Below are 21,332 nucleotides of genomic sequence, written 5' to 3' on the forward strand. Positions count from 1 at the left end.
CTAGACTTGTTGCCGAAACACCGCCCCGCACTTATGGGCAGGAACGCCGCCGTCCGTCATAGCCGATGTAAGTTCCGGATGCCGGATCGTAGGTCTGAAAGTGCTGGCAGCCGTAGCCCCCGCGCGGTTTGTGTTCAACGCGAGCTGGTTCGCCTGGTTTAATTGCCGATTTGCTGTTCTCCGTGCCCACGTCCGGTTGACCTGCGGTCTGGGCGGGGTTCACGAAGGCGGCGTAGCTGTTTGCCCAGGCGGGCAAGGAGACACCGGGCCTCTCTTCCACAACGGCAGGTTTCTGTTCCATGGAGCGCCGCGCGTCCGCCAGTTCGGTTGCAAGCGCTTCGGCCCTGTCGCGCTCCTGCTGCAGAGACTGCCACAGTACCGCCGTCGCGCTGTCGACCGCTTGGCTGAACTGGTGCGCCTCGCCGTTGGGCATCGACAGCAGTTTCCCGACGTACCGCCATGCCTTCACAAGTTCTTTTTCGAGCGCCTCAGCCCTCGCGTGCTCTTGCTGCAGAGACTGCCGCAGTTGCGCTGTCGCGCTGTCGACCGCCTGCTTGAGCTGCGCCGCCTCGTCGTCCTTCGACAATGGCGTCTGTTGCGCCATGACCGGCGGGACGATCGTGATGAGCTTAGATAACTCCTGCTGAGTGGCGTATCGCGCCACATAGGCGACGACGTCGGCGTTGAGACAGAACCCGATGAGTGCCGCCGTGACGAGGGTTCGGGCGATCCAGGAAATTGCAAATCCCCGCCGCGCGTGTGACGCCTCGAGGATGACGACGTTTGGTGCGGTCTTAATTGTATGGCGCATGTAAACCACCGCCGGGTTATCAGGCCATTGCTTCTTCACTTCGCCGGAAGCCTAATCCCACCCGTTGTGCGCCTCAAGTTTGGTGTTACTCCTCGGTGATAGCTCCGGCTGCACGCGGCGATGCGCCGCCCCGAGCGGGAGAGGCAAGCCGCTACCGATTGCGGTGGACAACGTGCCGGACACAACGGAGGCCCCCCGCGTTGACGCGCTCGCGTCGAGGTCGATGATGGGACGCTTGGTCGACTGCGGATGCGTTGCGCAGGATGGCTGATGGGCACGCAGTGCCGGGAGCGTTATTTTCGAGTTCCAATCGTACAGAGATAGTCGCGCGGCATGGCTAACCCGACCGGCGAGCGGTGCCTCTCATGCATCGCGATGAAGTCTCCCTGAAGTGCCGTGCGCCTTTCAGGGTCAAGCGACGCGGCCAGCGTTTTTGTCGGACCATAGCCAGTCACAAATATGTCCCATACCGTTTGGCCGCTCGGCATGCGGAGTACCGTGGTGCCAGGTTCAAAGGCCAGATCGAATGTATCGCCAAGCAATTCCCGAACGCGGCCTTCCCGGCCCCACGCGAATGGCGAAGGAGGAGGATTGTCAGGCGGTGGCGGCATGTATGGCCGCATTGTCTGGAATATTTCTTCAACCGCGCTGCCAGGCAGCCAAGTGACCAGCCCCAGTCGCCCGCCCTTGCGCGTGACACGTGCCAACTCGGCAGCCGCAGCCTCGGGGCGCGAGACAAACATGACACCGAACGTCGAAGTCACACAGTCAAAGCTTTGATCCGGAAATTCCAGCGCTTCGGCATCGCCGAGCTTGAAGTCGATCTCCGGTGCAATCAGTTTCGCCGCCTCGATAACGCCTTCGCCAATATCGATACCAGTCACCTTTGCGCCTCGATTAGATAACCGCCGCGCAGTCCAGCCCGTGCCTGTCGCAACGTCAAGGATGCGCTCTCCCGGTTGCGGCCAGATTCGATTCACGACGTGATCAATGGCGTCTGCTATGCTTTGGCTCACGGTATCGTAGGACGCGCCGCCGGCCCCCCAGGTCGCGGCGGGTTTGAGGTTATGAGCAAGAATTTGCGCCATGAAATTTACTCCTCGATCTCGATGGAATAATCAGCTCAGTCGCTTGAGCCCGGCGTTATGAGAACATTGGCACGCAAGACGAGCCTCAACCACAGTTTACAAATCGGTTGCGGCACAATGTCTCAGTTCAAGGTAGACCGCCTAGCCCGATGATATGAGCGCACGTCCGAAACAGATGCATGTCCTCTGCAACTGCAACAACGGATTTTCTCGCGCTAGATATTCTCAATAGGTTCGGTCGCACGGTCCCCGCGCTTTTCGTCGCCCTCCATAGGACCTCGACCATCCTGTCGTGTCCGTGCGATGCACGACGTGGAAGCTATAGCGTCCTGCGAGGACATCAGTTTTGACGCATCCGGGCTAAATTGGGTCGGGATCGCTGCTACATAGTTGGTGACTGCTGCGCTATAAAGGGACGATCCGCTACGTGCGGCGAACTCCCATTCACATACCCTTGCATGCGAAATTTAGCTGCGCACGCGCGCGTCATTGGTTGTGAGGGTTCAAATCATGACGAAGCACTTTTGGAGGCGCATCATGACTGATGTGCTCGTAGTCCTAGTATCTGTAGTGATGATCACGATTGCAGTGACATTTTTGGGCGATCCCATTCGGGCCCGCATCGCTGCTTCTATCCCAACCCCATTCGATCTTGCGATGGTCAAGACACTCGCAACCGCTGAACCGAGCAAACCGAGCCTTCCGCGCGCGCAACCGAGTTGCCGGCTTCGTTCGGCTCCTCTGCAATGGAACGTAGACTGGCTTTTCCGGCCGCCCGCAGCTCGCGGATGATGTGGGCTTGCTAAAGAAGCAAGCCGTCTCGGTTGGCGGCCTTTAGGCACGGCGTTTTCTTCACCTTTTGAGGAGTGACGCAAGTCGTATCGGCTGTGGATTACACTTGGGCATCCTGAAGGTTGCACACGCAAATTCTTCGTGCCGTTTGCGGCATTTCGCGCATCATAGCAACCTCGATGCGAACCGTGGCAGCATCGAAAGCCTGACGGGAAATTCCACATCATTTTCTTGAGGTTTCACCTCCGTCTGTAATCCACTTCACACCTGAACCGAAGCTGCGGCGCGATATAATCTCTTGAGACGTCTTGGCGTCATTCGAGGCACTTACAGATTTCGTTCGGGCAGCTCAGTCGTTCATGCGTGGTTGGCGCCGAAACGGGAGGCCAGCATGCCAACGTCATCTCCCCTTGTGCGATGGTCGACTGAGATGCTGCCGGAGCGCTTACGGTTCTCCACGTTCCGTGAAGAGTTTGCGCGGCTGAACCTCGCCTTGGACGTGATAGATCACAGCGGCGGCCGCCCGCGTATCGACGTCACTTACTTGCCGCTCGGCACGGTTGGCGTTTGTAGCATTAGCACCAGGCCGGTCGAGTTTATCCGTCACAAATACCACCTCAAGGATAGCCGTGAGCAATTCGGACTGAACATCGTCGAGGCTGGACCGGTCCAATTTGCAAACGCCGGCGAGGAGCATGTCTACAATGCCGGCTCCGCTTGTTTGGTTGACCGGGGAAGGCCGCTGCGAGTATTTGGGTCGCGCGGCGCCAGGGTCAGATTCGTGACCGTGCAGGCTGCCGCCCTTAGGTCTCTGGTCGCGCAGCCGGAAGATCTATCAGGTCGGCCGGTGCATCCTGGACCGGCGCTTCGGCTGCTTCACCTCTACCTGCGGTCGCTCGCATCATTCAAAGAAACATCGTCATCAAAACTCGCCTCCACCGTCGGCGCACATCTACTCGATCTCGTAGCCGCGACGCTCGGACCGACCGCCGAAGCTGCAAACATCGTTGCGGAGCGTGGTGTGAAGGCAGCCAAGCTACAGGCGATCCTGGCGGAGGTCGCGAAGCGCTCCAGCGATCCCAATTTCGATCTGCACCATGTCGCTGGAGCAGTCGGTATGTCGCGGCGATACGTGCAAAAATTGCTCGAGGGGACTGGAAAGTCGTTCACCGAGCACCTTGCAGGATGCCGGCTTGAGCGTGCCTTCGCGATGCTGACTGACCCGCACAATCTGCATTTGGCCATCATCGATATCGCGTTTGCAGTCGGCTTTGGTGACGTTTCTCATTTCAATCGCTCGTTCCGCCGGCGCTTCGGCGAGACGCCATCAGGCGTGCGCGCCGCAGCGATCGTGCGGCAGAAGTCATCCTGCGCCCCATCACAATGCGCGGGCGACTTCCGCTGAGAACGCGGGCAACTCGACCTCACGGGACGGCAGAAGCGCAGACTTGGCGCTGCGTAAGGCGTCAGGGTGAGGCCGCAGGAAAGCCCTGCACAGCGCCAGGAGCGCGGGGCTACCAGCGTGCTCACGGCCTACTGCAGCGGCGCTGATCGGCTGCAAGGGGCCGAGCAGGCCATGCAAGGGTTCCTTCACCTTGATCCAAGGATACATCCGAATGGGCTATAGCCGGAGATCGCTTCGCGCTGAAGAGTGAGACCGCCGCTGCTGGGGGCCAAACGGAGATGTCCGATGAGTGTGGCAGGCTGGCGCTTTGCGCATACGGAGAAAACCCTCCGCGTCCGGGCGGTCGTCATCTGCGTGCTGGAAGAGTTGCCGTTTGTCTGCCCGCTGGTGGTCGCAATCGGCTCCCTGATCATGATCGGCATCACGCTCTGCAAGGATTGGCCGCAGTGAGGGGGCCTTACTGCCAAGGCGGCAGCAGGTAGACATCGACCATCAGATGCTTCTCGTATTCGGTCAGCGCCACGCTGCCGGGCGCGGCAGCTCCTCTGTGTGCGATACGGTACGAAATTTAGATGAGGTTGCGAAAATACTAATGCGTCTCGGGCCGTCGCGCGGTCCCCGCGCATGCAGCAAATCAGAAGGACCCGGACAACTTGCGCGTGGACCGCCTCCTTGGGCCTTCCGCCGCTCATGTCTGCTGGTGCAGTAAGAGCGGACTTCGATTTGGACCGCGTGGAAGTCCGAAAGTGACCCGAACCGGACATCGGGTCGCAGCGTCATGGGTCAATTGTTGACCCTTTCTCACTCGCCGCCACGCCGCAAAGTGCTAGGGTTTAGACCTCGATGAGGCGTTTCCCTTGGAGAGATCAATGCGACGGCGCGAGTTCATCACGCTTGTCGGCGGCGCGGTTGCCTGGCCAAGCGCCGTGCAGGCGCAGCAGCCATCCAGAGTACCGACCGTCGGCTTTTTGAGTCCAAATAGTCAAGCCGCCTCCAAGGCATGGACGGCCGCGTTCGTTCAAGGTCTGCGCGATCTCGGCTGGATCGAGGATCGAACGGTTATCATCGAATATCGATGGGAGGATGGGCAGGTGGAACGCACCTCCGATCTGGTGAGCGAACTGATCCGGCTCAAGGTCGCCGTCATTGTCACGCATGGTATACCGAACATTGTTGCAGCAATGAAGGCCACGCCGACGGTCCCGGTCGTCTTCCCGCTGGCAACGGACCCGGTCGGGAGCGGTCTTATTGCCAGTCTTGCGCGGCCGGGCGGTAACGTCACGGGATTGTCGATTTTATCGCGCGAGTTGGCTGGCAAGCGGCTGGAGTTGTTGGGTGAGATGTTGCCAGCTCTGCACCGGCTGGCTGTTATGGGAGATCCCAACGCATTCTTGGAGATGAAGGAAGTTCAGGCCCTGGCGCCGTCGGCCAAGTTGGATCTAAGCATGGTCAACGTTCAAAAGGCCGAGGAAATCGCTCCGGCTATCGAGAAACTCAAAGGCCGCGTCGACGCACTCTACGTTTGCGCGACGCCATTCATTAACACCAACAGATTTGACATTAACTCGGCTGCGCTCGCGGCGGGTTTACCCACTATGCAAGGCTTCCGCGAAGCGGTCGACTCCGGAGCTTTGATATCTTACGGGCCGAATTTCCCCGACTTGTTTCGGCGTGCCGCCAATCTTGTTGACAAGATCCTTCGTGGTACAAAGCCGGCCGAAATTCCGGTCGAGCAGCCGACTAGGTTCGATCTCGTCATCAATCTCAGGACCGCCAAATTGATCGGCCTTACCCTATCGCCGATGCTGCTTGCGCGCGCCGACGAGGTGATCGAATGATGTCGCATCTTGGCCCTTAGCCGAAGGTCTCGGCAGCCGTCGGCGCGTCCGTTGTTGGGGGTAGAGCGGAAGTCGCGATGATCGGCCGCCATCGGCGGCTTGTGACCCAATCCAGTCTTTAGGCATCCCGCAGTCCGATAGAGTCCCCTTCACGCCACGACCTGCAAAACCTATCTATGGTTTGTCTTGAGTATATCATCGTTGGCGAGAGGTCTTCCGATGAGCATCACCCTCAACCACACCATCGTCCCCGCCCGCGACAAGCGCGCAGCGGCGCAATTTTTTGCACGCATTTTTGGCCTCCAGGCCGATCCGAAAGGTGGACATTTCGCGCCGGTATGTATCAACGACACGCTCACGCTCCTTTTCGACGACGACGAGGAGTTCGAGAGCCACCACTACGCCTTCCACGTAAGCGATGCCGAGTTCGATGCCATCTTCGGCCGCATTCGCGAGGCGAAGCTCGCCTATGGCAGCACACCATTGAGTCTCGACGACGGTAAGCTCAACGACTGGAACGGTGGCCGCGGCGTCTATTTTCGCGACCCTGACGGCCATGTGCTCGAACTCATGCCCGTACCGCAGTGAGCTTCCCTCCGCTGCAGCCACACTCGCGGCCGGTCATTCAAGGGCGTCCGACAAGCAATGGCAGCACGTTTGCACCGCCTGCCATGAGGGGATTCGACGGCTCGAAATGCTCCCGCAATTCTCGCTTCCGGATGAGTGAGCGCGCATCGAGAAACGCCTCCTTTAGGCTGACGGCCTGCCGGAGCGCGACGTTGAAAAAAGCGTCGCCGAAATAGGTCCACTTGGCCTTGTCCTCACAGCCGAAAGACGGATGGCTGGCATCGGCCGCGGTGATGACCAGCACATTGGCATTCGCTAGACGCGGGATGAAGACCCCGGAATAACATGCCGAGATGACCACCACCTTGTGTCGCACACCCGTCTTCGCGAGCATGTCGGCGAGACGAGACGGCGTGAGCGTTTGTGTGACCCGCCCCGCCTTGATTGCAAGGCCGTCCGGAGAGCCATGCGAGGTAAGAATCAAAAAGAGAACATCTTTCTCGGCATCCAAGCGGTTGGCTGTCACTTGCAACGACCGGGCTAGGGCTTCGATCGTTGCGCTTCCGCCTTTCTTGGAATTGTACTGCACGTTGATCGGGCCAGCCTCGAAACGGCCGGCTACGATCTGAGCTGCGCCAGTCGCCTCGGATCTAAACACGCCTTGATCGCCGAACAGGCCAAAGGACACCACGCCGACCTTTCCAGCATCCTCAACAGCATGTACCGGCGAAATCGACGGCCCGATGATCAAAACAAAAGCGACGAGCGGCGCGCCGAGCCGCCTGATCCAGGACACGGAGGTCATGGGCGAACCTCGTTTCGAGATCACCGCTGCAGAATTGCAGCTCAATACAAAATAGCGGAACATCCGCGAATTTCCATGCTTCGGAATGGCAGCTCGCCAGCGACGCGCACGCTTTGCAGTTTCGGGCTCACCACCATGCCGATGCGCCGCAAAAGTGCTCTGCGATCTCTCCATTCCGTTGCCGCCGCTGGCCCTTAGCGGACATGTCCCGGCCGGTCGCTGGAAGGCAGCCTTCGATCCAAAATCTGACTATAGCAAGCACCAAGGGACAGCACGCCGCAGGGGAGCCGTCCGAGCGGAGCTACAGGACACCGGCCCAACGGTCGCGCCAGCACTTAGGCAGGACCGTAGAGCGAAGGCGCCGGGGCCGGGGCCGCCAGCGCCATGTGAAACTAGGGCCTATTAGGGCCCGGCCGTTCAGGCGGGCCGTTCGCTAGCCAGCGGCGGCAGCCGAATATGCCTTTGCTCTCTGTCACTTCCGGTGATTTCAACAAACCCAAAATAGTGCTTGAAGCAAGGACCACACGGTTTTGCCGTACGCGCGTTCGTTGGCGCCACAGGGTTCGACGACGTTGTGCACTTTGCCGTCGAAATGTTGGCGAGACGAACTCACAGCGCCGCTCGTCCGCACGAAGCCTCGGGCTCACGGAGAGCAATCCGCCCTGCCCTCAGCATCACGTGCCGACGCTGCCGCGTCCACCGCAACCCGCCTCGCGAAACGTGACGACACAAGATCGCCCCTCAAGATCGAGCCGGGATGCGCGACACATGCGCCGTTTCCGAATTTCGGTAAAGTGGAATATTTTACTGACAGGGGATTGACGAGCAGCGAAACAGGCGGCCGTCGGCGGGGTACGTCGCACGGACGCAACAAAGGGGCGATGCAAGGCACCGCCCCTTTGGCAAGATTCAGAGTACAGCCCAGACTGCCGGCTAATACGGCTGATAATAACCACGCGGACCGTAGTAGGGACCGCCGCCATAATATCCCTGCCCGCCATAGTAAGGACCCGGGCCATAATAATAGCGGTTCTCGTAATACTCCTGGCGCCGGCTTTCAGCGATTGCGCCTCCGATCAGGCCGGCCGCGACACCCATAAAGGCAAGGCCCGCGGCATTCGGACCACGCCGATAGTAATGGCGCCGCCGGGCTGCACTGAAGTCGGTCACGTCGGACGAGCTCTGTCCTGCCAGAGCGGCCTTTGCGGGTGGCGCCTTGGCCGGCAACGGCGACGCGGCAGCCGACGGCGATACCGAGGCGGCGACCAGGGCGAGGCTGGCGACTGCTGCCAGCACGGTGCTGCGGCCGGTTATCGAACGCACGAGTCCATCACTCATTTCAAAGTCCTCTGTTCTCGCCCAATCAAGAGACATGCAACCACGCGTAACTTGCAAACCACTGAAATGGTTTCATGATCGCGGCAATCTGCCACGTTTGAACGATTGTAAACCGAACCACCAGATGCAGCTTGAACCATCCAACCTGAGCGGATAATGAACAGCCGCGCCGTTTTTCGGTCGCCGTAAGCGTTTCACGTGAACCAACGCATCAACCGACGCCGTCGGGATCGATGCCATTTCGAAGGTTCAACGTGACTGACGCGTCCTTTTCCTCGAGAGAAACCAGATGATTGCGGTTCGCAAACTGCCGGCGCGCTATGCGCCGATCGTGATGCCATTTGTGCTGTCCATCCTCATGACCGCCGTGGTGTCGGTCATTTCGACGCTTAGGAGCCTCGGCGCAACGCCGGCGTTCCTCGCGACCTGGCCGGGCGCCTGGGCGCTGTCATGGCTCGTCGCCTTTCCAACGCTGCTGATGGTGCTGCCACTGGTCCGCCGGATCGTGGCCTGCCTCGTCGCGGCTCCGTCTCAACCAGGCCGCTAGCCGGGACGCGGGCGGCGCGCATGAAGCACGCCGTCCCGCTTCCATGATCACCCGACACCTTGGATCGAGCTTCCACTCTTTCATCTCTACCCGTTGCCTTGTCGCGACATCGTCGACTGCTGCTCTACATCGCGGCACGAACCCTGTCGGAATGCTCCTATCAAGTCGCTCGCCGCAGCGATTGACTGGCAAATCTATGCACTAACCGGCAGCCTACTCTCTCGCCCCGCAGGGCTCGATCATCGCGCGGATGGCTATAGGCGCCATACGATCAGCGGCGTGGTCCGCCTCGCGCTGGTGCGGCTCCGGCGAATTCGAAAGCGGCATATCCGCCATCTTCCTCGGCGCGATGCCGGCGGTAGTTCTCGGCAACGTCGGCACCATCGATGTGGGGGCGATCGTTACCGTGAATGTGGCCGCGACTACGGGCCCGTGTCGATCGCGACTATTGTCGCGCCGATTGCAGCTGGACCGGGGCCGCCCGTCGCACCGTCGCATGCGGTGACGACGTTGCCGGCGCCGGCTTGCGCGTCTGAGCCGCAGCCGGACGTGGCGCAGGCGCTGGTGCTGCGCGTTTCTTCTGCCCCGCGTTCGACCGGCCGGTCGTTTTCCCGGCGATCTCGGGCATCTTGTTATCCGACGTCTTGCTTTCAGACGCCTTGTCCCCAGGCATCTTGGCGACCAGCCGCGCCATCTGTTCCTGGCCTGCTTTCAATTCATCGGCAAGCCTGAGATTGTCGAGCGACATTTGCTCCTGGTTCGCTTTCAATTGCGCCTGGCTCTCCTTGAGCTGATCGATGCCTTGCTGCACGTTTGCGAGATCGCTCGCCAGCTTCTGCAGCAATTCGGTCAACTCCGGCGGGAGCGTGCTGCCGGTTGGCGCGACGACCTCCGGTACGGTTTCGGCGGCAGATGCCGGTTGCGGCGACGCCTCGGCCAATTGAGCAGTCGGGCTCGTCTCAGCTTCGCGCACCGACTCTGCTTGCAACTGCGACGACGTCGCAGTTTGCAACGGCGCCCAACCTGCGATCATCTGCCTGACCGTATCACCGTGGGATGATTGCGAGACGAAGGCAGCGATGCCGATCCCTGCAGCCAGCCCGAGACCGGCGAGGCCGCGTAGCGCTGGTCCGCCACGCCGCAGGCGACTGCGCATGGCATCGCGCTCCAGCTGGGCAAGCTGCTCGTTGGCGCGCGCGATCTCTTCATCCACGCTCTTGATTTTCTCGAAGGTATGCGTGAGCTCCGCGTCCATGCGCGCGGACAGCGCATACGGCTCGATCGGTGTCGTTACGGAATTCATTGGCGCTCCTCTTCGCAGCCCAATGTCGCCCGAAGGCGTCCGTCGCATTTGCTTGCCCTGATCATCGCTGACGCGATTTGTCCAAAGCAAGACGCCTTCAAGGAAATTCGGAGGCCGGGGGACTACGGGCGCCATGCCCCCTCCCCCAATACCTCCTCGATCCCGAGGCCGCAGCCCCTTACGACAACGCTCCCAACACCCCGCGCGTCGCCTTGTCGATCTCCTCGACATAGCGGCGGCGGACGAAGTTCTCGGTGAGGAAGCCGACCACCTTGCGGCTGTCGGTGGAATCGACCACCGCCAGCATTTCGGCCTCGGCCTCGTCGAACACCGCCATCGCCGACTTCACGTTCATTTCCGGGATCAGCACGATCTCGGTCAGGCGCGCGAGTTCGATGACCTGGATGTCGTCGGCGATGGTGTCGAGATCGCTGGAGAACAGGTCGGGCAGCAGAACGAGCCCGACATATTCGTCCGCATTGTTGACGATGACGATACCGGGCCGCGAGCCCAGCGCGAATTCGCGGCGGACCGCGGCGATCGTCGTGGTCGACGGCACCTTGCCGACGTCGGATCGCATCAACCGCTCGACGGTGAGGTTGCGCAGCCAGCCCACGTCATTGGCGCTTCGGATGGTCTCGCCGCGCAGATGCAGGCGCCAGGTCGAGAAGGAATGGCCGAACATGAAGCGGACGCAGATCGAGGTGACGATGCAGCCGGCCAGCACCACGGCGGTGACGTCGACATTGCGGGTCATCTCGAGCACGAGGAACGACATGGTCAGGGGACCGCCGACGATGGCGACGCCGAGCGTCGCCATCCCCGTCAGCATCGCGACCAGCGGGTCGATCACGAAATTCGGGCTGATCAGCAACAGCACCGCGGCAAAGAATTTTCCGATCAGGCTGCCGACGAACAGCGAGGCGAAGAACAGTCCGCCGCGGAAACCCGAGGCGAGCGAGATCAGGCAGGCCGTCACCTTCAGCGCGATGATCAGCGCGATCAGGCCGATCGTCATGTCGTGAAAGAGATCGAGCACCATGGCGCCGTGGCCGGCCGCCAGCACCTGCGGCGTGACGATGGCAAATCCACCAACGATGAGGCCGCCGATCACCGGCCGCAGCCAGATCGGCAGCCAGGCGAACAGGCGCTCGAACATCGAAGACGAACGCATCACCGCGATGCCGACGCCGCTGGTCACGAGCGCGAGCCCGACCAGCGCCAGATATTGCTCGATGCCGACCGAACTGACCTTCGGGATCTCGAGGGAGTACGGCGCGCCGCCGAGCCATTGCGCGGTCAGGGCGCCGGCCAGCGAGGCCGCCAGGATCGGCGCGGCGCTGCCGACCGAATAGACGCCGACGATCAGCTCGCAGGCGTAGAAGGCACCGGTGATCGGCGCGCCGAACGCCGCCGCGATCGCAGCGGCGGCGCCGCAACCGACGATCAGGCGCAAATCGTTGCGGCGTAGATTGAAGAACTTGCCGAACAGCGAGGCGATGCCCGAGCCGATCTGGGTGTAGCCGGCCTCGAGGCCGACCGAGGCGCCGCAGCCGTTCGAGATCAGCGTCTGGCTCGACACCACCACGCTGTCGCGCATCGACAGGTTGCCACCGCGCAACGCGTTGGCCTCGATCGGGTCGACCGCATTCGAGATCTTCATGCGCCGCCGCGACCATTCCATAATGCCGAGCGCCAGTCCGCCGAGCGCCGGCGCAATCAGCGCCGCCCAGGGACTGACGCGCGTATTGGCGGACAGCCGGACGTCGATCGGAATGCCATAGATCACCACGTGCGCAATCTGCGCGATCTCCGCCATCAGCGTCACGACCGCGCCGGCCAGCGTTCCGATCACAAGGGCAAGCGGGATCAGGTAGAATTCGTTGCTGCGCAGCAGCGCGCGCAGCCGAACCATGGTGCGGTTCGACCCCTTGCGATCGACGAGATGTCTGATCCGCACGAACACCTTTCCGCCCTAGCCTTCCGACATGCCGTAGCCGGCCATGCGCTGGCGGACACGTTCGATCTCGTCGCTGGGGAGCAGCGGCGGTTTCCCGATCTGGAGGCAGCCGTGATACTGCCGCGCCAGCGTTTCGACCTCGACGGCGAGCCACATCGCCTTGTCCAGCGTCTTGCCGAGCGCGATCATGCCGTGATGGTCGAGCAGGCAGGCATGCCGCCCCACCAGCGCCCGCAACGCATGCTCGGAGAGCTCCGCCGTACCGAACGTGGCATAGGGCGCGCAGCGGATGCTCTCGCCGCCGGCCGCCACGATCATGTAGTGCACGGCGGGAATCTCCATGCCCATGATCGCCAGGATGGTGCAATAGGTGGGATGGGCGTGGACGACAGCGTTGACGTCGTCCCGCGCCCTCAGGATGTCCAGGTGGAAGCGCCACTCGCTAGACGGCTTCTGGTCGGGCGCGTGCGAGCCGTCCATCGCCATGAACACGATCTGGTCAGGCGTCATGGCGTCGTAGGGTGTGCTGGTCGGCGTGATCAGGAGCCCGTCCGCATGCCGGACGCTGATGTTGCCCGAGGTGCCCTGGTTGATGCCGAGCGCGTTCATGCGGCGGCAAGCGTCGATGATGGCCTGTCTCTTTGCGAGCTCGTCCGCTGTCATCGACATCTCGGTTTCTTCTCGATTTCTTCTCGATTTCTTGGCGATGGGCGCTTGTTAGACCCGAAGTACGTCAAAGCAATATGGCAGTGCAAGAGAAAGCGGACCGGATGAGATCCCGTCGTGCCGGCTGTACCGTTACATCAGGAAACCAGCTGTAAAATCAGCACATTAGCAGATTGTCGCAGGTTCAGAAAAAGCTCGCCCTGACGGCCGCGATTCCGTTGATCACGAACTGCACCGAATAGGCCGCGAGCAGCATGCCGAGCACCCGCGACAGGACCGCGTTGCCGGTACGCCCGAGGGTGCGGGCGATCAGGCCCGCAGAGACGAAGCACAGCATGCAGAGCAGACAGACCGCGACCACGACAGCGATGATGATCGCGAGCCTGGCCCCATAGCCGGCATCGCCCGCCAGCAGCAGAGTGGTCGCGATCGCGCCGGGACCAGCCATCATCGGGATCGCCAGCGGAAACACCGCGACGTCGGAGGCATGCTCCGAAGTCGCCTTGTCGGCCTCGCGCGCCTCGCGATGCGGACGGTCGCCGAAGATCATCTGGTAGGACACGCCGAACAGCAGCAGTCCGCCGGCGATCTGGAAGGCGGGGATGCCGATCCCGAGCTGGCGCAGCAGCCAGTTTCCGATCAACGCGATGACCACCAGAATCGACGCCGCGATCAACGGCGCGCGCAGCGCGATCGTGCGCTTGACCTTGTCGGGCATCCCGCCGGTCGCGGCCAGGAAGGCCGGCGCAAGGCCGACGGGATCAACCACCAGCAGCAGCGTCACGAAGGCGGACAGGGCGAAGTCGAGCATGGGTCAGGCGTCTCGGGCGGGCGTCACTCGGGCGACCAGCCATAGCGGCTCGCGATCGCCTTCGCGAGGAACAATTGCTTTCGAAGAGTCTTTATCGCGAGAGGAATGAGGAAGGGCATGCCTTCCCGTGTCGCCTCATGAGGAGGATCTATGGCTAAACGAGCAAAGAAACGCACCACCAGGAAGACCGCGGCGCGCCGCCCGCGTCAGGCGCCGAAGATGCTGAGCGACCTGTTCCTGGAAACGCTGAAGGACATCTATTTCGCCGAGAACAAGATCATCAAGACGCTGCCGAAGATGGCCAAGGCCGCGCATTCCAGGGATCTCGCTGCCGCCTTCAACAAGCATCTGCGCGAGACGCAGGGCCAGGTCAAACGTCTCGACCAGATCTTCAAGATGCTGGGCAAGCCCGCGCGCGGCAAGCCCTGCGAAGCGATCAACGGCATCACCGAAGAGGGCGCCGAGATCATGAAGGACTTCAAGAACGCCCCTGCCCTCGACGCCGGCCTGCTCGCCGCGGCGCAGGCCGTCGAGCACTACGAGATCTCCCGCTACGGCACGCTGCGCACCTGGGCCGAAGAGCTCGGCATGCCTGACGCGGCAAGGCTGCTTCAGGCCACGCTGGATGAGGAAGAGGCGACCGATCACACCCTGACCGAGCTCGCCACCTCCGTCATCAACCTCGAGGCGGAAGAAGGCTACCGCGCGGCCGCCTGATACGCGCGCCTGCCCTACTGTTGCCTCCGACGCCGCGGAACATCTCCGCGGCGTCGATGCGTTAGAGTGCAAGGGCCTCTTCCGGTCCGTGGGGCCAGGCATGCTCCAAACGCGCGATGCTGGAATTTTGGGGAACCATCCCCATATCCTCGTTTTCCAATCGCAGCGCCTTCCCCGAGTTTTGCCATGCAACCCAAAAATCCCCTCGACTGGATGCTGTCCGAAGCCCTGGACTCGCTGACCCGCGCCGAACGGCTGCGCCAGCAGTTCGGCCGTCAGGACGCCTGCTGGGAGCCGCCGATCGACGTGCTCGAGACCGAGCATGAGCTGTTGATCCTGGTGGCGCTTCCCGGGGTCAATCCCGACAATGTCGAGACGGTGATCCATGACGGCGTACTCGTCGTCTCCGGCCAGCGCACGCTGCCGCCGGAGCTTCGCAACGCCCGCATCCACCGGCTCGAGCTGCCGCAGGGCCGCTTCGAGCGGCGCATCGCGCTTCCGCTTGGCCGCTACGCCATCAGCCGCTTCGTGATGGACGGCTGCGTCGCGCTGCGTCTCGCCAAATCCTGAGGTCGATCATGGCCACCGAACAGATGAATAACGAACAGACCAACTCTCAAAGCAATTCCGACGTGAAGATCCCCGAAGACGCGCTGATCATCATCCCCGTGCGCGAGATGGTGCTGTTTCCCGGCGCCATCGCGCCGATCGCGATCGGCCGGGCGAAGTCCATCGCCGCCGCGCAGCAGGCGCTGCGCGAGCAGCGGCCGGTCGGCATCGTCCTGCAGCGCAGCCCCGAGATCGAGGACCCCGGGCCGGACGATCTCTACCGGGTCGCGACCATCGCCAACATCGTGCGCTATATCACCGCGCCCGACGGCACCCATCACATCGTCTGCCAGGGCGTGCAGCGCGCGCGCATCCTCGACTTCCTGCCGGGGACGCCGTTCCCGGCTGCGCGCATCCAGCAAATCCCGGAGCCGACCACAAATTCGCCCGAGATCGAGGCGCGCGCGCTGAACCTGCAGCGCCAGGCCATCGAGGCGATCGAGCTGCTGCCGCAGTCGCCGCCCGAACTGGTCGCGATGTTCCAGAGCACCACCGCGCCCGGCGCACTGGCGGATCTGGCGACCTCGTTCATGGACATCAAGCCGCAGGACAAGCAGGAGGTGCTGGAGACCATCGACCTCGCCCTGCGTGTCGAGAAGGTGTCGAAGCACCTGGCCGAGCGGCTGGAGGTGCTGCGCATCTCCAACGAGATCGGCCAGAAGACCCGCGCCAGCTTCGACGAGCGGCAGCGCGAGGCGATCCTGCGCGAGCAGATGGCGACCATCCAGCGCCAGCTGGGCGAAGGCGACGGCAAGGCGGCCGAGGTCGCCGAGCTGACGGCTGCCATCGCCAAGGCCAACATGCCGCCCGAGGCGGATGCGCACGCGAAGAAGGAGCTGCGCCGCTACGAGCGCATGCCGGAGGCCGCCGGCGAAGCCGGCATGGTTCGCACCTATCTCGACTGGCTGATCGAGCTGCCGTGGGCGCTGCCCGCGGAGAAGCCGATCGACATCAAGGAAGCGCGCCGCATCCTGGACGCCGACCATTTCGGCCTGGAGAAGATCAAGAGCCGGATCATCGAATATCTGGCGGTGCGCAAGCTCGCCCCGCGGGGCAAGGCCCCGATCCTGTGCTTCGTCGGCCCGCCCGGCGTCGGCAAGACCTCGCTCGGCCAGTCCATCGCGCGTGCGATGGATCGCCCCTTCGTGCGCGTCAGCCTCGGCGGCGTGCATGACGAGGCCGAGATCCGCGGTCACCGCCGCACCTATATCGGCGCGCTGCCCGGCAACATCATCCAGGGCATCAAGAAGGCCGGCACGCGGAACTGCGTCATGATGCTGGACGAGATCGACAAGATGGGCCGCGGCGTCCAGGGCGATCCTTCGGCTGCGATGCTGGAGGTGCTCGACCCCGAGCAGAACGGGACGTTCCGGGACAATTACCTGGGCGTGCCCTTCGACCTGTCGCGCGTGGTGTTCATCGCGACCGCCAACATGCTGGACCAGATTCCGGGTCCGCTGCTGGACCGCATGGAGCTGATCAGCCTCGCCGGTTACACCGAGGAGGAGAAGCTGGAGATCGCGCGGCGCTATCTGGTGCGGCGGCAGCTGGAGGCCAACGGCCTTTCGGCCGAGCAGGCCGAGATCGAGCCGGAGGCGCTGAAGCTGGTGGTCAAGGGCTACACCCGCGAAGCCGGCGTGCGCAATCTCGAGCGCGAGATCGGCAAGGTGTTCCGGCATGCCGCGGTGCAGGTCGCAGAAGGTACGGCTGCGAAGGTCGTGGTGACGCCGAAGGACATCGCCACCGTGCTCGGCCAGCCGCGCTTCGAAGGCGAGATCGCGCAGCGCACCAGCATTCCGGGCGTGGCCACCGGCCTTGCCTGGACGCCGGTCGGCGGCGACATCCTGTTCATCGAGGCCTCGCGCGTGCCCGGCCGCGGCGGGATGATCCTGACCGGCCAGCTCGGCGACGTCATGCGCGAGAGCGTGCAGGCGGCGATGACGCTGGTAAAGAGCAAGGCTACGCAGCTCGGCATCGATCCCCAGGTGTTCGAGAAGAGCGACATCCACGTTCACGTCCCCGCGGGCGCGACCCCGAAGGACGGGCCGAGCGCGGGCGTTGCGATGTTCACGGCGCTGACGTCACTGCTCACCAATCGCACGGTGCGCAGCGACACCGCGATGACCGGCGAGATCTCGCTGCGGGGCCTGGTGCTGCCGGTCGGCGGCATCAAGGAGAAGGTGGTGGCTGCGGCCGCCGCCGGACTGAAGCGGGTGATGCTGCCGGCGCGCAACAAGCGGGACTACGACGACATCCCGAAGAGCGCGCGGGACAACCTCGAATTCATCTGGCTGGAGCGCGTCGACGAGGCCATTACGGCTGCGCTCGAGCCGGCTGATGCCAAGGTCGAGGCGGCGGAGTGAAGGTGATGAAGAAACTGCTGGAAAAAGCGAAGCGATCTCGGAAGACGCAGCGGCTGCGCCAGCTGCTCGATCGTGCCATCGACCGGGTTCGCGATGCGCTGGCGGCACCCGGGCCGCGGCTCCAGCCCGTTCCGGTCCGGGTGAAGCGCCGCAAGGGTTGAGCCCTCCGTCTCAAGCCCTCGCGGCAGCCCCAAACAAAAGGCCCCCTCCTAACCGAGGGGGCCCTTGCGTTGTTAGCCCACGGCGTCCTTGGCGGCCTTGACCGGGCGGGCGCGGACGATCTTCCGGGCCGGCTTGGCCTTGAACATCATCTCTTCACCCGTGAACGGGTTGGTGCCCTTGCGTGCCTTGGTCGCGGGCTTCTTGATGACCACGAACTTGGCGAAGCCCGGCACCAGGAACAGGCCGTTCTTCTTGAGCTCCTTGTGACCGACATCGGTCAGCGTCTCCATGACGCTCTTGACGTCGCGCTTGGAAAGCTCGGTGGCGGTCGCAATCTTTTCGATCAGCTGCGATTTGGACATTTGGGTTGGCATCGTGTCTCCTCTGATTCGTTGCCGGTTGCATACTAGACCAACCGTTGAAGGCTTAGAGCCTTCTGCACAGTTTTGTCGCGGTTTTACGGGCTTTTTTGGCCCTCTCAGGCAAAAAACCCTGCTTTTCAGCGGCTTCCAGAGCGGAAGGAGCCTCCGGCAGCGGTTTTTGCCTTGTTTCAAAGGCCCGCACGTCGCCTTGCTAAAGCTGATTCGCTGCTTTCGACAAGCGACGACCGGCCTCTTTGCCGGACGCCGGTCGCGATTCACCCTGAAAAATAAGGCTAGACGCGCTCGATGATGACGGCTGGAGCCATGCCGCCGGCGGCGCACATGGTGACGAGACCGCGCTTGAGGTCACGCCGTTCGAGCTCGTCGAGCACGGTGCCGATCAGGATCGAGCCGGTGGCGCCGATGGGATGGCCAAGGGCGATCGAGCCGCCATTGACGTTGACCTTGGCACGGTCGAGCTTGAGGTCACGGATGTATTTTTCCGCCACCACCGCAAACGCCTCGTTGATCTCGAACAGGTCGATGTCGTCGATGGTCAGCCCCGCCTTGGCCAGCACCTTGCGCGTGGCCGGCACCGGCGCGTTCAGCATCAGGGTCGGCGAGTCCCCCATGTTGGCCATCGCGACCACGCGCGCGCGGGCTTTCAGGCCATGCGCCCTGGCATAAGCGGGCGATGCGAGGAGGATCGCGGCGGCGCCGTCGACGACGCCGGAGGAGTTGCCGGCGTGATGCATGAAGTCGATGTTCAGGTCCGGATGTTTTTGCAGGATGAGGCCGCGATAGGTCGTGCCCTTGTCATCGAGCGCATAGTCGGCGATCGCGGGGAATGCCGGCTTCAATGCGGCCAGCCCTTCCATCGTGGTCTGCGGCCGCGGGTACTCTTCATGGTCGAGCGCGAGGCTGCCGTCCTCGCGATGCACAGGCACGAGGCTCTTCTTGAAGTAGCCGTTCGCCATCGCATGCGCCGCACGCTTCTGGCTTTCGAGACCGAGCGCGTCGACGTCCTGCCGCGTGATGCCTTCCAGCGTCGCGATCGCATCGGCACAGACGCCCTGATGCGACTGCGGATGCCGCGCACGCAGGCGCAGATTGCCAGAGTCCATCATCATCGGACCGCCGCCGCGGCGCCCTTCCATCGACATCATCTCGCAGCCGCCGGCGATGACGAGGTCTTCGGTGCCCGACATGATCGAGGCCGCAGCCATGTTGACGCTGGTGATGCCGGAGCCGCAGAAGCGGTCGAGCGTCACCGCGCTGGCGCGCACGTCGTAGCCGGCATCGAGCGCCGACATGCGGCCGAGATCGCCGCCTTGCGTCGCCACCTGCGCGCTGCAGCCCCAGACGATGTCATCGACATCGGCGGTGTCGATGCCGGTGCGGTCGGCGAGCGCGCGCAGCACGGTTGCACCGAGCTGCTGCGGATGAATGCCCGAGAGTGCTCCCTTGCCGGCCTTGCCGACGCCTCGCGGGGTCCGGCAGGCATCGATGATCAGCGCATCGGTCATGGGCGTTGTCCTCTTGTTATGAGTGTTGAGGACGGTTTTGAATCAGGGGATGGGCGGAGTCAATGCGCGGCGCAGACCCTTCTCACCCGGATTTTCCGCTGCGCGGTTTGCGTACGAAAGCCTCCGCAACGTCATGGCCCGGCTTGACGGCGTCTGAACGCAAGCGACTACACCCCCGCCGCGTTCTTCGCGATCACGTTGCGGTAGAAGCTCGCGCTGAGCTTCGGTGTACGCACCTGCGTGTCGAAATTGACGTGATAGAGCCCGAACCGCTTGCCGAGCCCGAACACCCATTCGAAATTGTCCAGCAGGCTCCAGAGGAAATAGCCGCGTACCGGCACGCCTTCGGCGGTGGCGCGCTGGAGCTGAGCGAGATAGTTGCGCAGGTACATGATGCGGTCGGTGTCGTAGATCTTGCCGTCAGGCGACACCACGTCGTCGCTGGAGGTGCCGTTCTCGGTGATGTAGATCGCATCCGTCTTCCAGATCTTCGCCGCCAGCTTCGGCACCCAGTAGATCGTCTCCGGCGCGATCCGGAGCCAGTCCGAACTCATATGCGGGAACGATTTCGGGATCGGCAGCGGCATGAAGCCTGCGCCCTGGTCGGAGGGCACCACGTAGTTCTGCGGCGCGTAGATGTTGAGGCCAAGGAAGTCGACCGGCGAGGAGATGATCTTCAGCTCGGCGTCGGTGTATTTCGGCGCATTGGCGCCCGCGTATTTCAGGAAGGCGTCGGTGTATTGGCCCGTCATGATGACGTTGAGATAGCCGGCATTCATCTCGCGCAGCGCAATCTCGGCGGCGCGGACATGCTCGGGCGTGTCGATCGCGGGAACGCAGACGTCGATGTTCTCGGCCGGCCCCACCCGTGTGCCGCGGCGGCCACGGGCTCGCACCGCCTGCACCGCGATCCCGTGCGCGAGCGCGCTGTTGTGCCTGATCTGGTTGACCTCGGCCTGCGGCAGCGTCACGCCCGGCGCATCGATGCCGAGGCCATAGCCGAACTGGACGAAGCGCCCGCTCTCGTTCAGCGTGAATACGTTCTTGACGCGATCGGTCAGGCGCTCGGCGACATAGCCCGCATAGTCACCGAAAATCTTGCAAGTCTCGGTCGAGCGCCAGCCGCCAAAACGGTCCTGGAGCGATTGCGGCAGGTCCCAGTGATAGAGCGTCAGCCACGGCTCGATGCCGTTCTTGAGGAGCTCGTCGACGAGGCGGTTGTAGAAGTCGAGCCCCCTAGGGTTCGGCTTGCCGTCGCCGTCCGGAAACACCCGCGGCCAGGCCACCGAGAAGCGATAGGCCTTGCAGCCGAGCTCCTTGATGAGCGCGATGTCCTCCTTGTAGCGGTGATAGTGCTCAACGGCGCGATCGCCGGTGGTCCCGTCCTCGATCTTGCCGGGGATGCGCACGAACTTGTCCCAGATCGAGGCCCCTCGCCCGTCCACGTTGACCGCGCCCTCGACCTGATAGGACGAGGTCGCCGTGCCCCAGACAAAGCCCGCCGGAAAGCCGTCCATGCCTCGCGGCGCCGCCGCCCGCTTGGCCTCGGCGGCCTCCAACGGATTTGCCAGCCCGGCCGCGGACAATCCCGCCAGCTTGGCAAACTGGCGACGCGAAACCTTGTCCGACATTGATACTGCTCCGAGGGTGATGCTGATGCTG

Annotated in this window: 20 protein-coding genes; 9 read left to right on the plus strand and 11 right to left on the minus strand. The window is 62.9% G+C overall.

All coding sequences use genetic code 11. From position 1 onward, the window contains the following. Positions 1 to 31 precede the first annotated feature (31 nt). Positions 32 to 850, minus strand: a complete 819-nt coding sequence (locus tag NLM15_RS31045; protein ID WP_254121575.1) for a BA14K family protein — start codon at positions 848 to 850, stop codon at positions 32 to 34. Between the two features lie 254 nt (positions 851 to 1,104). Continuing rightward, positions 1,105 to 1,899: a class I SAM-dependent methyltransferase gene (locus NLM15_RS31050; RefSeq protein WP_254121576.1), complete on the minus strand. Its 795-nt coding sequence runs from the start codon at positions 1,897 to 1,899 to the stop codon at positions 1,105 to 1,107. A gap of 1,222 nt (positions 1,900 to 3,121) precedes the next feature. Here NLM15_RS31050 and NLM15_RS31055 point away from each other — a divergent pair. The 4 genes from NLM15_RS31055 (at position 3,122) to NLM15_RS31070 (ending at position 6,522) form a co-directional block, all read left to right on the plus strand. Continuing rightward, entirely contained in the window at positions 3,122 to 4,096 is a 975-nt protein-coding gene (locus NLM15_RS31055; RefSeq protein ID WP_254121577.1) for an AraC family transcriptional regulator, read from the plus strand. A gap of 285 nt (positions 4,097 to 4,381) precedes the next feature. Continuing rightward, positions 4,382 to 4,546: a hypothetical protein gene (locus NLM15_RS31060; protein WP_254121578.1), complete on the plus strand. Its 165-nt coding sequence runs from the start codon at positions 4,382 to 4,384 to the stop codon at positions 4,544 to 4,546. A 419-nt stretch (positions 4,547 to 4,965) separates the two neighbouring features. After that, positions 4,966 to 5,934 carry an ABC transporter substrate-binding protein gene (locus NLM15_RS31065; RefSeq protein WP_254121579.1) on the plus strand — a complete coding sequence of 323 codons (969 nt, stop codon included), beginning with the start codon at positions 4,966 to 4,968 and terminating at the stop codon, positions 5,932 to 5,934. Between the two features lie 219 nt (positions 5,935 to 6,153). Beyond that, positions 6,154 to 6,522: a VOC family protein gene (locus NLM15_RS31070; protein WP_254121580.1), complete on the plus strand. Its 369-nt coding sequence runs from the start codon at positions 6,154 to 6,156 to the stop codon at positions 6,520 to 6,522. A gap of 37 nt (positions 6,523 to 6,559) precedes the next feature. Here the strand turns inward: NLM15_RS31070 and NLM15_RS31075 are convergent, their stop codons facing one another. Both NLM15_RS31075 and NLM15_RS31080 read right to left on the minus strand, forming a co-directional pair. Further along, positions 6,560 to 7,369 (minus strand): C13 family peptidase, encoded by an 810-nt coding sequence (locus tag NLM15_RS31075; RefSeq protein ID WP_254121581.1) that lies wholly within the window; start codon positions 7,367 to 7,369, stop codon positions 6,560 to 6,562. Positions 7,370 to 8,239: 870 nt separating this feature from the next. Next, on the minus strand, positions 8,240 to 8,644 hold the full coding sequence (locus NLM15_RS31080) for a hypothetical protein (RefSeq protein ID WP_254121582.1): 405 nt from the start codon (positions 8,642 to 8,644) through the stop codon (positions 8,240 to 8,242). Positions 8,645 to 8,933: 289 nt separating this feature from the next. Here NLM15_RS31080 and NLM15_RS31085 point away from each other — a divergent pair, with 289 nt between their 5' ends. Further along, positions 8,934 to 9,191 (plus strand): DUF2798 domain-containing protein, encoded by a 258-nt coding sequence (locus tag NLM15_RS31085; protein ID WP_254121583.1) that lies wholly within the window; start codon positions 8,934 to 8,936, stop codon positions 9,189 to 9,191. A gap of 445 nt (positions 9,192 to 9,636) precedes the next feature. Here the strand turns inward: NLM15_RS31085 and NLM15_RS31090 are convergent, their stop codons facing one another. The 4 genes from NLM15_RS31090 to NLM15_RS31105 all read right to left on the minus strand — a co-directional run bounded on the left by NLM15_RS31090 (position 9,637) and on the right by NLM15_RS31105 (position 13,931). After that, complete coding sequence (locus NLM15_RS31090) at positions 9,637 to 10,494, minus strand: hypothetical protein (protein WP_254121584.1); 858 nt, start codon at positions 10,492 to 10,494, stop codon at positions 9,637 to 9,639. A gap of 178 nt (positions 10,495 to 10,672) precedes the next feature. Continuing rightward, positions 10,673 to 12,460, minus strand: coding sequence for a chloride channel protein (locus tag NLM15_RS31095; RefSeq protein ID WP_254121585.1), 1,788 nt, complete (start codon positions 12,458 to 12,460; stop codon positions 10,673 to 10,675). 9 nt (positions 12,461 to 12,469) lie between these two features. Next, positions 12,470 to 13,123: an L-fuculose-phosphate aldolase gene (locus NLM15_RS31100; RefSeq protein ID WP_254121586.1), complete on the minus strand. Its 654-nt coding sequence runs from the start codon at positions 13,121 to 13,123 to the stop codon at positions 12,470 to 12,472. Positions 13,124 to 13,304: 181 nt separating this feature from the next. Next, positions 13,305 to 13,931, minus strand: a complete 627-nt coding sequence (locus tag NLM15_RS31105) for a MarC family protein (protein ID WP_254121587.1) — start codon at positions 13,929 to 13,931, stop codon at positions 13,305 to 13,307. A 150-nt stretch (positions 13,932 to 14,081) separates the two neighbouring features. Here NLM15_RS31105 and NLM15_RS31110 point away from each other — a divergent pair, with 150 nt between their 5' ends. From NLM15_RS31110 to NLM15_RS31125, 4 genes are all read left to right on the plus strand, one after another. Continuing rightward, a complete protein-coding gene (locus NLM15_RS31110; protein WP_254121588.1) occupies positions 14,082 to 14,648 on the plus strand; it encodes a ferritin-like domain-containing protein in 567 nt (188 codons plus the stop codon). Between the two features lie 186 nt (positions 14,649 to 14,834). Then, on the plus strand, positions 14,835 to 15,218 hold the full coding sequence (locus NLM15_RS31115) for an Hsp20/alpha crystallin family protein (protein ID WP_254121589.1): 384 nt from the start codon (positions 14,835 to 14,837) through the stop codon (positions 15,216 to 15,218). An 8-nt stretch (positions 15,219 to 15,226) separates the two neighbouring features. Next, positions 15,227 to 17,620, plus strand: coding sequence for an endopeptidase La (lon, locus tag NLM15_RS31120; protein ID WP_254121590.1), 2,394 nt, complete (start codon positions 15,227 to 15,229; stop codon positions 17,618 to 17,620). Positions 17,621 to 17,625: 5 nt separating this feature from the next. Continuing rightward, positions 17,626 to 17,781 carry a hypothetical protein gene (locus NLM15_RS31125; protein ID WP_254121591.1) on the plus strand — a complete coding sequence of 52 codons (156 nt, stop codon included), beginning with the start codon at positions 17,626 to 17,628 and terminating at the stop codon, positions 17,779 to 17,781. Between the two features lie 72 nt (positions 17,782 to 17,853). Here NLM15_RS31125 and NLM15_RS31130 read toward each other — a convergent pair whose 3' ends face one another. The 3 genes from NLM15_RS31130 to NLM15_RS31140 all read right to left on the minus strand — a co-directional run bounded on the left by NLM15_RS31130 (position 17,854) and on the right by NLM15_RS31140 (position 21,301). Then, complete coding sequence (locus tag NLM15_RS31130; RefSeq protein ID WP_014493658.1) at positions 17,854 to 18,156, minus strand: HU family DNA-binding protein; 303 nt, start codon at positions 18,154 to 18,156, stop codon at positions 17,854 to 17,856. Between the two features lie 281 nt (positions 18,157 to 18,437). Continuing rightward, the gene (locus NLM15_RS31135) at positions 18,438 to 19,670 is read right to left on the minus strand and encodes an acetyl-CoA C-acetyltransferase (protein WP_254121592.1); all 1,233 of its coding nucleotides are present in this window, start codon (positions 19,668 to 19,670) and stop codon (positions 18,438 to 18,440) included. A gap of 167 nt (positions 19,671 to 19,837) precedes the next feature. Further along, a complete protein-coding gene (locus NLM15_RS31140) occupies positions 19,838 to 21,301 on the minus strand; it encodes a GH1 family beta-glucosidase (RefSeq protein WP_254121593.1) in 1,464 nt (487 codons plus the stop codon). Positions 21,302 to 21,332 lie beyond the last annotated feature (31 nt).

Source organism: Bradyrhizobium sp. CCGB20, from assembly GCF_024199855.1.
Classification (GTDB): Bacteria; Pseudomonadota; Alphaproteobacteria; order Rhizobiales; family Xanthobacteraceae; genus Bradyrhizobium.

Bases quoted from the DNA above. Each gene is read 5' to 3' on its own strand.
- NLM15_RS31050 (WP_254121576.1), bottom strand. From the start codon at position 1,899: ATGGCGCAAATTCTTGCTCATAACCTCAAACCCGCCGCGACCTGGGGG.
- NLM15_RS31055 (WP_254121577.1), top strand. From the start codon at position 3,122: ATGCTGCCGGAGCGCTTACGGTTCTCCACGTTCCGTGAAGAGTTTGCG.
- NLM15_RS31060 (WP_254121578.1), top strand. From the start codon at position 4,382: ATGAGTGTGGCAGGCTGGCGCTTTGCGCATACGGAGAAAACCCTCCGC.
- NLM15_RS31065 (WP_254121579.1), top strand. From the start codon at position 4,966: ATGCGACGGCGCGAGTTCATCACGCTTGTCGGCGGCGCGGTTGCCTGG.
- NLM15_RS31070 (WP_254121580.1), top strand. From the start codon at position 6,154: ATGAGCATCACCCTCAACCACACCATCGTCCCCGCCCGCGACAAGCGC.
- NLM15_RS31075 (WP_254121581.1), bottom strand. From the start codon at position 7,369: ATGTTCCGCTATTTTGTATTGAGCTGCAATTCTGCAGCGGTGATCTCG.
- NLM15_RS31080 (WP_254121582.1), bottom strand. From the start codon at position 8,644: ATGAGTGATGGACTCGTGCGTTCGATAACCGGCCGCAGCACCGTGCTG.
- NLM15_RS31085 (WP_254121583.1), top strand. From the start codon at position 8,934: ATGATTGCGGTTCGCAAACTGCCGGCGCGCTATGCGCCGATCGTGATG.
- NLM15_RS31090 (WP_254121584.1), bottom strand. From the start codon at position 10,494: ATGAATTCCGTAACGACACCGATCGAGCCGTATGCGCTGTCCGCGCGC.
- NLM15_RS31100 (WP_254121586.1), bottom strand. From the start codon at position 13,123: ATGTCGATGACAGCGGACGAGCTCGCAAAGAGACAGGCCATCATCGAC.
- NLM15_RS31105 (WP_254121587.1), bottom strand. From the start codon at position 13,931: ATGCTCGACTTCGCCCTGTCCGCCTTCGTGACGCTGCTGCTGGTGGTT.
- NLM15_RS31110 (WP_254121588.1), top strand. From the start codon at position 14,082: ATGGCTAAACGAGCAAAGAAACGCACCACCAGGAAGACCGCGGCGCGC.
- NLM15_RS31115 (WP_254121589.1), top strand. From the start codon at position 14,835: ATGCAACCCAAAAATCCCCTCGACTGGATGCTGTCCGAAGCCCTGGAC.
- lon (WP_254121590.1), top strand. From the start codon at position 15,227: ATGGCCACCGAACAGATGAATAACGAACAGACCAACTCTCAAAGCAAT.
- NLM15_RS31125 (WP_254121591.1), top strand. From the start codon at position 17,626: ATGAAGAAACTGCTGGAAAAAGCGAAGCGATCTCGGAAGACGCAGCGG.
- NLM15_RS31130 (WP_014493658.1), bottom strand. From the start codon at position 18,156: ATGCCAACCCAAATGTCCAAATCGCAGCTGATCGAAAAGATTGCGACC.
- NLM15_RS31135 (WP_254121592.1), bottom strand. From the start codon at position 19,670: ATGACCGATGCGCTGATCATCGATGCCTGCCGGACCCCGCGAGGCGTC.
- NLM15_RS31140 (WP_254121593.1), bottom strand. From the start codon at position 21,301: ATGTCGGACAAGGTTTCGCGTCGCCAGTTTGCCAAGCTGGCGGGATTG.